Source organism: Ramlibacter sp., assembly GCF_028292805.1.
Taxonomy (GTDB): Bacteria; Pseudomonadota; Gammaproteobacteria; order Burkholderiales; family Burkholderiaceae_C; genus Ramlibacter.
Window position 1 is genome coordinate 1 of the sequence record NZ_JAQGLS010000202.1, and the last position, 11,074, is coordinate 11,074.

The 11,074-nt window shown below is 70.1% G+C and carries 14 protein-coding genes; 5 read left to right on the plus strand and 9 right to left on the minus strand.

Annotated features, from left to right (window positions below):
- Nucleotides 1-563, plus strand: a 563-nt coding sequence (locus JWP65_RS12550) for a ferritin-like domain-containing protein (protein ID WP_299764184.1), incomplete at its 5' end; no start/stop codon positions are given.
- Here the strand turns inward: JWP65_RS12550 and JWP65_RS12555 are convergent.
- Both JWP65_RS12555 and JWP65_RS12560 read right to left on the minus strand, forming a co-directional pair.
- Complete coding sequence (locus tag JWP65_RS12555; RefSeq protein WP_299764186.1) at nucleotides 517-1,290, minus strand: serine protease; 774 nt, start codon at nucleotides 1,288-1,290, stop codon at nucleotides 517-519. The two genes, JWP65_RS12550 and JWP65_RS12555, sit on opposite strands and share 47 nt — an antisense overlap.
- A gap of 68 nt (nucleotides 1,291-1,358) precedes the next feature.
- Nucleotides 1,359-2,576 (minus strand): sensor histidine kinase KdpD, encoded by a 1,218-nt coding sequence (locus tag JWP65_RS12560; RefSeq protein ID WP_299764188.1) that lies wholly within the window; start codon nucleotides 2,574-2,576, stop codon nucleotides 1,359-1,361.
- A gap of 263 nt (nucleotides 2,577-2,839) precedes the next feature.
- Between JWP65_RS12560 and JWP65_RS12565 the strand changes: the two genes are divergently transcribed.
- Entirely contained in the window at nucleotides 2,840-2,989 is a 150-nt protein-coding gene (locus JWP65_RS12565; RefSeq protein WP_299764190.1) for a hypothetical protein, read from the plus strand.
- Between the two features lie 31 nt (nucleotides 2,990-3,020).
- On the opposite strand, the gene JWP65_RS12570 is transcribed toward JWP65_RS12565, so the two are convergent.
- The 6 genes from JWP65_RS12570 to JWP65_RS12595 form a co-directional block, all read right to left on the minus strand.
- Complete coding sequence (locus JWP65_RS12570) at nucleotides 3,021-3,941, minus strand: transglutaminase family protein (protein ID WP_299764192.1); 921 nt, start codon at nucleotides 3,939-3,941, stop codon at nucleotides 3,021-3,023.
- A complete protein-coding gene (locus tag JWP65_RS12575; protein ID WP_299764194.1) occupies nucleotides 3,938-4,186 on the minus strand; it encodes a hypothetical protein in 249 nt (82 codons plus the stop codon). The genes JWP65_RS12570 and JWP65_RS12575 overlap by 4 nt, the downstream gene beginning before the upstream one ends.
- Before the next feature lie 101 nt (nucleotides 4,187-4,287).
- The gene (infA, locus tag JWP65_RS12580) at nucleotides 4,288-4,551 is read right to left on the minus strand and encodes a translation initiation factor IF-1 (RefSeq protein ID WP_299764198.1); all 264 of its coding nucleotides are present in this window, start codon (nucleotides 4,549-4,551) and stop codon (nucleotides 4,288-4,290) included.
- Between the two features lie 284 nt (nucleotides 4,552-4,835).
- The gene (locus JWP65_RS12585; protein ID WP_299764200.1) at nucleotides 4,836-5,804 is read right to left on the minus strand and encodes a tripartite tricarboxylate transporter substrate binding protein; all 969 of its coding nucleotides are present in this window, start codon (nucleotides 5,802-5,804) and stop codon (nucleotides 4,836-4,838) included.
- Between the two features lie 30 nt (nucleotides 5,805-5,834).
- Nucleotides 5,835-6,716, minus strand: coding sequence for a site-specific tyrosine recombinase XerD (gene xerD / locus JWP65_RS12590; RefSeq protein WP_299764202.1), 882 nt, complete (start codon nucleotides 6,714-6,716; stop codon nucleotides 5,835-5,837).
- 25 nt (nucleotides 6,717-6,741) lie between these two features.
- Nucleotides 6,742-7,707 carry a tripartite tricarboxylate transporter substrate binding protein BugE gene (locus JWP65_RS12595; RefSeq protein WP_299764204.1) on the minus strand — a complete coding sequence of 322 codons (966 nt, stop codon included), beginning with the start codon at nucleotides 7,705-7,707 and terminating at the stop codon, nucleotides 6,742-6,744.
- A 125-nt stretch (nucleotides 7,708-7,832) separates the two neighbouring features.
- On the opposite strand from JWP65_RS12595, the gene JWP65_RS12600 reads away from it, so the two are divergent.
- Complete coding sequence (locus JWP65_RS12600) at nucleotides 7,833-8,738, plus strand: AEC family transporter (RefSeq protein WP_299764206.1); 906 nt, start codon at nucleotides 7,833-7,835, stop codon at nucleotides 8,736-8,738.
- Here the strand turns inward: JWP65_RS12600 and queG are convergent.
- Nucleotides 8,731-9,813: a tRNA epoxyqueuosine(34) reductase QueG gene (gene queG / locus JWP65_RS12605; protein WP_299764208.1), complete on the minus strand. Its 1,083-nt coding sequence runs from the start codon at nucleotides 9,811-9,813 to the stop codon at nucleotides 8,731-8,733. The two genes, JWP65_RS12600 and queG, sit on opposite strands and share 8 nt — an antisense overlap.
- Here queG and tsaE point away from each other — a divergent pair.
- Both tsaE and JWP65_RS12615 read left to right on the plus strand, forming a co-directional pair.
- Complete coding sequence (gene tsaE / locus JWP65_RS12610) at nucleotides 9,796-10,293, plus strand: tRNA (adenosine(37)-N6)-threonylcarbamoyltransferase complex ATPase subunit type 1 TsaE (RefSeq protein WP_299764212.1); 498 nt, start codon at nucleotides 9,796-9,798, stop codon at nucleotides 10,291-10,293. The genes queG and tsaE overlap by 18 nt on opposite strands.
- The coding region (locus JWP65_RS12615; protein ID WP_299764210.1) for an AMIN domain-containing protein at nucleotides 10,284-11,074 on the plus strand (791 nt) is incomplete at its 3' end. The genes tsaE and JWP65_RS12615, both read left to right, overlap by 10 nt.

Here is an 11,074-nt window from a genome sequence, read left to right on the forward strand (position 1 = left end):
ACATCGAATATAACGCCATCAACCTGGCGCTGGACGCGGCCTGGCGCTTCGAAGGCATGCCGCACGCCTTCCACCTCGACTGGGTCCGGGTGGCGGCCGAGGAGGCCCACCACTTCAGCCTGCTGGCCGCCCAGCTGCAAGACCTGGGCTGGCAGTACGGCGACTTCCAGGCCCACGACGGCCTGTGGATGATGTGCCAGAAAACGTCCGTCGACATCGTCGCCCGCATGGCCCTGGTGCCGCGCACGCTGGAGGCGCGCGGCCTGGATGCCACGCCGCAGATCCAGCACAAGCTGCGCCAGGTGGGCAGCCCGGACACGCTGCGCTCGGTCGCCATCCTCGAGGTGATCCTGCGCGACGAGGTCGGCCACGTGGCGATCGGCAACCACTGGTACCGCTGGCTGTGCGAGCGCGACGGGCTGGACCCGCTGGCGCACTACGACGTGCTGGTGGAGCGCTTCCTGGCGCCGCGGCTGCACCCGCCGTTCAACGACGAGGCGCGCCGGCTGGCCGGCTTCAGCGAGGAGGAGTTGCGACGGCTGCGCAGCCAGGGTCCGGCTTGACGTCGTCCGTCAGGGTGCGCAGGATGTCGGCGTACCAGGCGGAATTGAGGCCGAGCGACTCGTCGACGCCCTCCTCGCGCGTGCGCATGTCCATCCGCGCCGCGTGGATGCCCAGTAGTTTCCAGGGCAGCCGCGGGTCGCCCGCGGGGTCGTGCATGACAACCGGCGCGCCGCTGGTGCCGCGGTGGGTGCGGGCGTCGGTCAGGAAGTAGCCCTGCTCCTGGAAGCGCACGCCGAAGGCCGAGGCGACTGCCGCCTGCCGCGCCACCGGCAGGTTGTGCACGGTGTCGTAGAAGCCCAGCGGAAAGCCCACCACCAGCAGCGGATGGCCGATCCCGATCTCCTCCAGCGGCCCTTGCAGATGCTCCAGCGTGAAGGCGCGCAGTTCCACCGGCTTGGGCAAGGCGGCCCGATCGAGTTCGATCGCGGCCACGTCGATGTCGCCGCCCGAGTCCTGGCCCTGGCGCCAGCGGCTCTTGCCCTGGCTGTACAGCGGCACCGACACCTTGGCCGCGCGCGTCAGGTCGACGGTGTCGGTGTGCAGCGGGATCTCGATGCGGTCCGGGTGGTGGCCCGAGGGAGCGTCGACCAGCACGTGGCGGCTGGTCACGAAGAACAGGCGCTCGCCGCGCTCGAACAAAAAGCCGCTGGCGGCCGTCAGCAGGCGGCTGCCGCTGAAGGTGCTCACGCGGGCGCAGGCAAGCAGCAAAGGTTCGATCACGGCCATCGCCGCATCTTCGCATGCCGGCGCGGCGTCGGGGGCGACCCGGGCGCCGTCGCTGGCAGCTCGGGCTTCTAGTGGACGCCGGCCTGCACCGCGGCGCTGCGCGGCAGGCGGGCGGTGAAGACGGTCCCTTCGGCCTCGTCCGACCGTACCGCGATGCTGCCGCCGTGCAGCACGGCGATTTCGCGGGCCACGAACAGGCCAAGCCCGAGGCTGGTGCGGTTCACGTCGCGGCCATCGCTTTCTTCCGCCGACAGCTGGACCAGCGGCTGGAAGATGCTTTCCCAGGATTCCTGCGGAATGGCCGGCCCGCGGTTGCGCACCTGTACCGTCACGCTGTCCGCGTCGCCTTCGACGTGAAGCGTCACCGGCTGGCCTTCCGCGCCGTGCTGGCCGGCGTTGACCAGCAGGTTGGTGAACAGCTGGTGCAGCCGCACGCTGTCGAAGGTGCCCACCAGGTCGCCCTGGATGGCGGTCTCGAAGCGGGTGCGCGGGTGGGTGGCGCTGGCATCCTCCACCGCCGCGCGCGCCACGGCGCCGACGTCGATCGTCGCCGGCGCCATCGGCATGCCGTTGCCAAGCTGGGTGCGGGTGTAGCCGATCAGGTCTTCAACCATGCCGGCCATCAGCCGCGAGCCGCGCCGCACCCGGGCCCCGATCTGGGCGGTGTCGGCCGCCGACGGCTCGCGCCCCAGCAGTTCGCCGGCCAGCGACAGCGTGGACAGCGGTGCGCGCAGGTCGTGCCCAAGGATGGCCAGGAACAGCTCGCGCACCTGGTCGGCCCGGGCCGACCAGGTCAAGATGGACTCGGCCAGCGCCTGGTCGATCGCCTCGTTGAAGCGGATCACCTCGCGCATGGTGTCGGCATTGATCTCCCCCACCAGCGGCAGCCACAGCCGCAGCACCGTCGCGCGCAGCGCCCGGAACTCGGCGCTCAGCTGCAGCAGCGAGAAATTGCTGGCGTGCCGCAGCTTGCCGTGCACGGAGGCCGCGCTGCGCGCGGCGTCGCCCAGCGCGTGGCCGCGCGACTTGTCGTAGCGCTCCTGTTCGTTCTGCGACTCGTCGATGTCGATCGCGATGGAGCGCAGCATGCCTTCGGCGTGGTCACTCAGCTGCGACACCGACATCGCGCCCGGGTCCAGGGTGCGGGCGAACGCGACCCACTCGGTGAGGATCTGCTCCATGTGGCCGTCGATGAACTGGCGCAGCCGCACACGCGGCTGCGGCGTGGCCGGAGCGCGGGGCCGGCGGGCGACGATCGAGAAGACGGAGTGAAGACTGGGTTTCATGCGCACCTCTGCGAACGGGTGCGAGGGCCAGACCCCGTGCTGCAGGCAGCCGGCCGGCTCAGCACGAGGAAGCCGGTTCGGGAAAGCGACCCAGTATACGGCCGGGCCCCCCGGCAGCCGAGCCTTTACCCCGGCGACGCATCGGGCCTGCGAGTACACTGCCTGCAAGCCGCCTGGCTCGATGCAGTTCCACCAGACTCCTCCAGAGGGTGCACATCCGAAGGCTCGTTATCTCCCCCCGCGTGAATTGACAGGAGCGTCCAATGGCCGCAAAACCCAACTACGGTTTCGAGAAGCGCCAGCGCGAGCTGGAAAAAAAGCGCAAGAAGGCCGACAAGGCAGAGCAAAAGCGCACCACGCCTTCTTCGCCCCAGCCGCCCGAAGCCGGGATGGAGCAGAACAAGGGCGCCTGAGGCCGCCCCGGCGGGGCAGCAGCCCAGGCCCTTAGCAACCGGCGTCGGTCGAGAGCGCGTCGCGCGTGCGGAACGGCTCGCGCACCGTGCCATCGCGCCCCGCCACCGCCTCGATGTGCAGCCGCTGGCCGGTGGAGGCCACGGCCCCGAACATGGAGGCGAAGGCACAGTCCGCGGCATCGCGCCCGGACGTCAGGCGCACGAACCCCATCGGGATCGCTGTGCCAGACGGATCGAACATGTACCACCTGCTCCCAAGGTAGCACTCCACGTAGGCGTGGAAGTCGGGCGGGCCCAGGATCGGATCGGCACCGAAATCCAGCCCCGTCGTGAAGCGCGCCGGGATGTTCACCGCGCGACACAGCGCGATCATCAGGTGGGCGAAGTCGCGGCACACCCCCTGGCGCTGCTGCAGCGTCTGCGCGGCGCTGGTGGTGCCGCAGGAACTGCCCGACACGAAGGCCACCTGGTTCTGCACCCAGTCGCAGATCGCCTGCGCCCGGCTGTAGCCCTGCCACATCCCGCCGAACTGCTGCATCGCGAACCCGTTCAGGATGTCCGATTCGCAATAGCGGCTCGGGTACAGGAACGGCAGCACGTTGCCCGGCAGGTTGGCGATCCAGGTCTCCGGCACGCTGGCCGCGCTGTCCACGTGGTGGGTGACGTCCAGCGTCGCCTGGTAGCGCAGCGTCAGCGGGCCGGGCGCGGCGCGCAGGCGCAGGAAGCGCCCGCTGGTGGCCGCGTCCGTGAACTCCTGCAGCGGCACCGGCTGGCTGATCCCCAGACTTTCCTCGACGATGTGCTGCTGTCGCGTGCGGGCGGCCTGCACGTTGAAGATGAAGTCGGCGTTGGGCTCGTTCACCTGGTAGTTCAATTCGACTTCGTAGCGAAGCCGCACGGGAAAGGCGCTGGTCATGGCAGGCAACTCGATGCTGGCCGGGACCTGGGTCACGCCGCGGCGGCGTGCCGGCGCGGCGCCATGCCGATCCACTGCATGCCTTCGGCCAGGGCGTATTCGGCGGCATCCAGACGGTCGCGAAACAGACGCGTCAGGCGGACCACGCGGTCGGTGGTGGCGCTGCCCGAGCCCGAGCGGATCGAGACCGAGCAGGCGAACCAGCCGTTGTCGACGGCGCGGGTGAGCGGGGAGATGAGGTACTTCCCCACCGTGAGGTTCAATTCGTTTGTGTTGTTCATCTTGTCTCGTTTTATAACGCAAACGCCGGGCCGCCCACGTCAGTGCAGGCGGTACCCGGCGTCGGACGACAGCGCGTCTGTGCGCGCGTCGCGGAAAAAAATCAGCGCGGTCGGTAGGCAGGCCGCGGCGTCATCGGCCGGCGGTCCGGCAGGTGGCGGAACATGATCCGGCCCTTGTTCAGGTCGTACGGGGACAGCTCCAGCGTGACGTCGTCACCTGCGATGATGCGGATACGGTTCTTGCGCATCTTGCCGCCGCTGTAGGCGACGAGTTCGTGGCCGTTGTCCAGTACCACGCGGTAGCGTGAGTCGGGCAGCACTTCGGCCACCTTGCCGCGCATCTCGATGAGTTCTTCTTTAGCCAAGGCGATCCTTTCATGGGGCCCACCACCGGCGTCGCGGCGCGGACGGGCCATCTGTTGCCATGGTCGGAGAACCTGGCAAGGGAGTGTCGAAAAAAAACAAGCAGGCCCGGCTTCGCGGGGCCGGGGCATGCAGCCTGTCAGGGCGGCCCCGCGCGGAGGGCCAAGGTCTGCGTATGGAGGCCCGCTCGCGCAGGCAGCCCGGTATTGTAACCGCAGCGGCGCTTCCCTGCGCGCCGGCGGCGCGCGACCTGCCGCCGGGCGGGACATCGTCCGCGGCCGAGCCTTCAGTCGGCCTTGATGCCGACCGCCCGGATGATGCGCAGGTTGCTCTCCGATTCGGCCGCGATCTGGCGGCCGAACGCCTGCGCCGTGCCGCCGGTGGGAACGTTGTCGGTGGCCACCAGCCGATTTCGGATCTCCGGCGCCTGCAACGCCGCGTTGATCGCGGCGTTGAGCCGCTCCAGCACCGGCGCCGGCAAGCCGCCCGGCGCGAACACGCCGAACTGCGAAGACAGGTTGGCGCCGGGATAACCCAGTTCGGCCAGGGTCGGCACGTTCGGCAGCGACTCCAGCCGCCTGGGCGCGCCCACCGCCAGCGGCCGCAGCCGCCCGGTGCGCACGTGCTCGACCAGGGTCGGCCCGGCGTTGGTGGACAGGATCTCGAACTGGCCGCTCAAGGCGTCGGTCAGCTGCTGGCCGCCGCCCTTGTACGGCACGTGGACCATCTCCACTTTCGCCGCCGCCTGCAGCTGCTCCAGCATCACGTGGCCCAGCGAGGCCGGGCCCGAGGTGGCCCAGCGCACCGAGCCGGGCTTGTCCTTCGCCGCGGCCAGCAGCTCACGGAAGTCGCGAGCGGCGCTGGCGGGCGTCGCCAGCAGCAACACCGGCGAGTACATCACGCTGGCCACCGCGGTCAGGTCGCGCGCCGGGTCGTACGGCACCTTGCCCAGGTGCGGGCTCAGCACCAGCGGGCTGATGGCGGAAAAGCCCAGCACGTGGCCGTCGGGCGCCGCCTTGGCCACGGCGTCGACGCCGATGGTGCCGCTGGCGCCGGCCCTGTTCTCGACGACGAAGGACTGGCCCAGCTGGGCGGACAGCCGCTCGCCCAGCGCGCGGGCGATGGCGTCGGCCACGCCGCCGGCCGGGTACGGGACGACGATGCGCACCGGGCGCGACGGATAGGCTTGGGCAGCGGCGGGCAGCGCGGCGGCGGCGCCGGCCAGCAGGAGTGCGCGGCGGGTGAAGGCGGTCATGGGAGCGTGGGAGGAAAGCGTGCGATTATCTCAGCCGCGCGGATGGTGCTGCGCATGCAGCACCTTGAGGCGCTCGCGGGCCACGTGGGTGTAGATGGTGGTGGTGGAGATGTCGGCGTGGCCCAGCAGCATCTGCACAGCCCGCAGGTCGGCACCGTGGTTCAGCAGGTGGGTGGCGTAGGCGTGGCGCAGCGTGTGCGGTGACAGCGGCGCGTTGATGCCGGCGCTGCGCGCATGCTCCTTGACGATCAGCCAGAACCTGGCGCGCGTCATGCCCTGCCCGCGCGCGGTGACGAACAGGTCGTCGGTCTGCTGGCCGCCCAGGATGGTGTCGCGGGCCTCGGCCAGGTAGCGCGTGATCCAGTCGCGCGCCAGCTCGCCGAACGGCACCAGCCGCTCCTTGCTGCCCTTGCCCATCACGCGCAGCACGCCTTCGTTCATGCCCACCATGTAGGTCTTGAGCGTGACCAGCTCGCTCACGCGCAAGCCGCTCGCATACAGCAGCTCCAGCATCGTGCGATCCCGCAAGCCCAGCGGGACGGCGATGTCGGGCGCCTCCAGCAAAGCCTCGACCTGCGCTTCGGACAATGTCTTGGGCACCCGCAGCGGCTGTTTCGCCGACTGCAGCCGCAGCGTCGGATCGGCCTGCAGCAGCCGCTCGCGCAGCGCCCAGCGAAAGTAGCGCTTGAACACCGTCAGGCGCCGGTTCGACGAGGTCGCCTTGCTGCCGGCGTGGCGGGCGGCGAAGTAGGCGTGCAGGTCGCCCTCGGTGGTGGCCAGCAGGCCGGTGCCGCGCGCCTGCAGCCAGCGCGCGTACAGCGTCAGGTCGCGCCGGTAGGCCGCCAGCGTGTTGCGCGACAGCCCCTCTTCCAGCCAGAGGGCGTCGACGAAGGTGTCGATGTCGGCGTTCATCGCTCCAGCGGCAACGGCAACCGGATCACTCCAGCTTCAGCCTGGCCGAATCGACGACCTTTTTGTACACCTCGTACTCCGCCTTGATCTGGGCGCTGAACTGCTCCGGGGTGTTGCCCACGATCAGCGAGCCGGTGTCCTCGATGCGCTTGCGCACCGCCGGTTCGGCCAGCGACTTCACCGTGGCCGCATGGACCTTCTCCACCACTTCCCTGGGCAGGCCTCGGGGCCCCAGGATGCCGTAATACGCCATGCGGTTGACCGGCTCCAGGCCCACTTCCTTGAAGGTCGGCACGTTTGGCAGTTCCTTCAGCCGCTGCGGCGCGGCGACCACGATCGGCACCAGGCGGCCTTCCTTGATAAAGGGCAGGGCCGAGGGCAGGTTGTCGAAGATCATCGGGACCTGGCCGGCCACCGTGTCGTTCAGGGCCGGGCCGGCGCCGCGGTACGGGATGTGGGTGACGAAGGTGCCCGACAGGTTCTTGTACAGCTCCATCTGCAGGTGGCCGATGCCGCCGGTGCCCGAGGAGGAGTACGAGTACTTGCCCGGGTTGCGCTTGAGTTCGGTGACGAAGGCCTTGTAGTCCTTGGCCGGGAAGCTGGGGTGCACCGCGATGATGTTGGGCGTCGCGGCGATGTTGATGATCGGCGCGAAGTCGGTGATCGGGTTGTACGGGATCTTCGGGTTGATCGCCGGGTTGGCGGCGGTGGTGGACACCGTCGCCACGCCCAGCAGGTAGCCGTCCGGCGCCGCGCGCACGGTTTCGGTCGCGCCGATCACGCCGCCGCCGCCGGCCTTGTTTTCGACGATGACGCTCTGGCCCAGGTGCCGGCTCAGGGGCTCGGAGATCACGCGGGCGATGATGTCGGTGGTGCCGCCGGGCGCGAACGGCACCTGCAGCCGCACGACCTTGTTCGGGTAGCCCTGGGCGAAGGCGGGAGCGGCCAGCGCGGCCAGCAGGCCGGTGGCGATCCAGGAACGGCGCTTCATGCGAAATCTCCTTGTGCGGGTGGGCGCAAAACGGTCGATCGTAGTGCAAGCCGGATGTGGCCGTGCTGCGGATTTCACATAGGGGTTGTCCCTTGCCAGCTGGCCGCATCCGCTATCCTCGCCCGGTGAATTTTGCCGAGCTGCTGCTCCCCGATTTCTCGCTGATCCTTTGTGGTTACCTGCTGTGCCGGTACACGGCGCTGAACCGCCCGGTCTGGGAGCAGGTCGAGGTTCTGGTCTACTTTTTCCTGTTCCCGGTGCTGCTGTTCCAGTCGATCGTGCGCAGCCCGCTGGACCTGGGCGCCACTTCCAGCCTGATCGGCGCCGGCTTGCTGCTCGGGCTGACCGGCATCGCGCTGGCCTACAGCCTGCCGTGGTGGCCTGGGCTGCGCGTGCGGACCGACCGCCGCGAGCACGCCGCCAGCGCGCAGGTTGCCTTCCGCTTCAATTCCTTCATCGCGCTGGCCTTGGCCGAGCGGCTGGCCGGCGGCCCCGGGCTGGCGCTGATCGCGGTCCTGATCGGCGTGTCGGTGCCCTTGGTCAACGTGGCGGCGGTGTGGCCGATGGCGCGCGACTCGCAAACCGGGCTGCTGCGGGCGCTGCTGCGCAACCCGCTGATCCTGGCCACCGGCCTGGGCCTGGCGGCCAACCTGCTGGGCCTGCGGCCGCCGGCCTGGCTGGACCCTTCCCTGAACCGCATTGGCGCCGCCTCGCTGGCGCTGGGCCTGATGGCGGCCGGCGCCGGCATGCAGTTCGCCAGCCTGGCGCGCGCCAAGGCGCTGGCCGTGGGCGTGCTGGCGATCCGCCATCTGCTGCTGCCGCTGGTGGCCGCGGCACTGGTGCTGCTGTTCCGGCTGGATGGGGCGCAGGCGGCGGTGCTGCTGGCGTTCTCCGCCCTGCCCAGCGCCTCCAGCTGCTACGTACTGGCCACCCGCATGGGCTACGACGGCGGGCTGGTGGCGGGGCTGGTGACGCTGTCGACGCTGCTGGGGCTGGCCAGCCTGCCATTCGCGCTGGGTGTGCTCAGGTAGTCGCCAGCGCCCACGCAACGTGCTCGCGCACCAGGGCGCTGGGATGATCGAGGCGCGCCTGCAGCGCCGCGCGCAACTGCACGTCGTCCGCTTTGCGCAGCGCATTGCCCAAGGCCACCGCGATGTTGCGCAGCCAGCGCTCGTGGCCGATGCGCCGGATCGGGCCGCCTTCGGTGTGGCGCAGAAACTCTTGCTCGCTCCAGGCGAACAGCGCCACCAGCGGCTGGCCGACCAGGCCGGCGCGCGGCGCGAAGTCCGGCAGCGGCGAGGTCTGGGCGAACTTGTTCCAGGGACAGGTCAGCTGGCAGTCGTCGCAGCCGTAGATGCGGTTGCCCATCAGCGGCCGCAGTTCCAGCGGAATGGCGCCGGCATGTTCGATCGTCAGGTAAGAGATGCAACGGCGCGCGTCGAGCCGGTGCGGCGCAACGATCGCCCCGGTGGGGCAAACGGCCATGCAGGCGGTACAGCGGCCGCAATGGTCGGCCACCGGCTCGGTCGGCGCCAGCGCGAGGTCGACGTAGATTTCCCCCAGGAAAAACATCGAGCCGCCTTCGCGGTTCAGCACCAGCGTGTGGCGCCCGCGCCAGCCTTGCCCGCTGCGGGCGGCCAGTTCCACCTCCAGCACCGGGGCCGAGTCGGTGAAGGCCCGATGGCCGAACGGGCCGATCGCCTGCGCGATGCGCTCGCTCAGTTTCTGCAAGCGCGCGCGCAGCACCTTGTGATAGTCCCGGCCACGGGCATAAAGCGAGACGATCGCCTCCTGCGGCCGGCGCAGCCGTTCGAACTCCACCTCCTGCCAGCCTTGCGGCGTGGTTGCCGGCAGGTAGTCCATTCGTGCGGTAATCACGCTTGTCGTGCCCGGCACCAGCTCCGCGGGGCGGGCGCGACGCACTCCGTGGCTTTGCATGTAGGCCATGTCGCCGTGGAATCCGCTGTCCAACCAGGCCAGCAACCCCGGTTCGGCCGTGGCCAGGTCGACGCCGGCCACGCCGATTTGGGAAAATCCCAGCTCGCGCGCCCAGTCCCGGATCCGGGACACCAGGAAAGGACCGTCGCTCTGACTGCCGTTGAACATCACGCCCCGATTGTAGGAACCCCGCCGTGCCGGCTCGCCTGGCCGGCCGAAGACCACACCCGCGCCTTCGCCGAGCGGCTGGCCGCCTGCCCCGGCATCGCCGACGCCTTCGTCACGCTGCAAGGCGAACTGGGCGCCGGCAAGACCACGCTGGTGCGGCACCTGCTGCGGGCGCTGGGCGTGCAGGGCCGCATCAAGTCGCCGACCTACGCGGTGGTGGAACCGTACGAGGTGGACGGGCGCGCGATCTGGCACTTCGACTTCTACCGCTTTGACGATCCGCGCGAATGGGAGGACGCGGGCTTTCGCGACATCTTCGCCGCGTCGGGGCTGAAGATCGCCGAATGGCCCGACAAGGCAGCCGCGGTGCTGCCGGCGGCGGACCTGGAGATCCGGATCGAAGTGGCCGACGACGACAGCCGGCGCGTGGAATTGACCGCGCACACGGTGCGCGGCAAGGAGCTGGCCGCATGCGCGTGAACCTCAAACGCCGTGGTCTGCTGCAGGCCGGCAGCGTGCTGCTGCTGCTGGGCGCGCACCAGATCGCGCGCGGCGCCACCATCGTCGCCGTGCGCCTGTGGCCGGCGCCCGACTACACCCGCCTGACCATCGAGTCGGACGGGCTGCTGGCCAGCAGGCAGGTGATCGCCACCGAGCCGCCGCGGCTGGCCCTGGACATCGAGGGGCTGGAGCTGGACCCGACGCTGCGCGAACTGGTCGCCAAGGTGAAGGCCGACGACCCTTACATCGCCGGCATCCGCGTTGGCCAGTTCGCGCCGAACGTGGTGCGGCTGGTGGTGGACTTGAAGCAGGTGGCGGTGCCGCAGGTGTTCAACCTGCCGCCTGTGGCCGCCTACCAGCACCGGCTGGTGGTGGACTTTTTTCCGTCCCGGGCGGCCGACCCGCTCGCCGACCTGATCGCCGAGCGGCTGAAGGAACGGCCGGCCGTGGCCCAGGCCACGCCCTCGCCGTCCATGCCCGATCCGCTGGAGGAGTTGATCGCACGGCAGGCGCAGCGCAGCCAGCGCGGGCCGGCAGCCCCGCCGGTGATGGCGCAACGCTCCGGCGCGCCGCCGCCGCCGCCGCCTCCGGCGCAGACCGACCGCTTGATCATCGTGGCACTCGATCCCGGCCACGGCGGCGAAGACCCCGGCGCCATCGGCCCGGGCGGCACCCGCGAGAAAGACGTCGTGCTGCAGATCGCCCACCTGCTGCGCGACCGCATCAACGCCACCACCATCAACGGCAACCCGATGCGCGC

What these genes read in the sequence shown, in the direction of transcription:
- JWP65_RS12565 (WP_299764190.1), top strand. Translation starts at nt 2,840, where the DNA reads ATGGCCGCAAAACCCAACTACGGTTTCGAGAAGCGCCAGCGCGAGCTG.
- JWP65_RS12595 (WP_299764204.1), bottom strand. Translation starts at nt 7,707, where the DNA reads ATGAAGCGCCGTTCCTGGATCGCCACCGGCCTGCTGGCCGCGCTGGCC.
- JWP65_RS12560 (WP_299764188.1), bottom strand. Translation starts at nt 2,576, where the DNA reads ATGAAACCCAGTCTTCACTCCGTCTTCTCGATCGTCGCCCGCCGGCCC.
- JWP65_RS12555 (WP_299764186.1), bottom strand. Translation starts at nt 1,290, where the DNA reads ATGGCCGTGATCGAACCTTTGCTGCTTGCCTGCGCCCGCGTGAGCACC.
- queG (WP_299764208.1), bottom strand. Translation starts at nt 9,813, where the DNA reads ATGTTCAACGGCAGTCAGAGCGACGGTCCTTTCCTGGTGTCCCGGATC.
- JWP65_RS12585 (WP_299764200.1), bottom strand. Translation starts at nt 5,804, where the DNA reads ATGACCGCCTTCACCCGCCGCGCACTCCTGCTGGCCGGCGCCGCCGCC.
- xerD (WP_299764202.1), bottom strand. Translation starts at nt 6,716, where the DNA reads ATGAACGCCGACATCGACACCTTCGTCGACGCCCTCTGGCTGGAAGAG.
- JWP65_RS12575 (WP_299764194.1), bottom strand. Translation starts at nt 4,186, where the DNA reads ATGAACAACACAAACGAATTGAACCTCACGGTGGGGAAGTACCTCATC.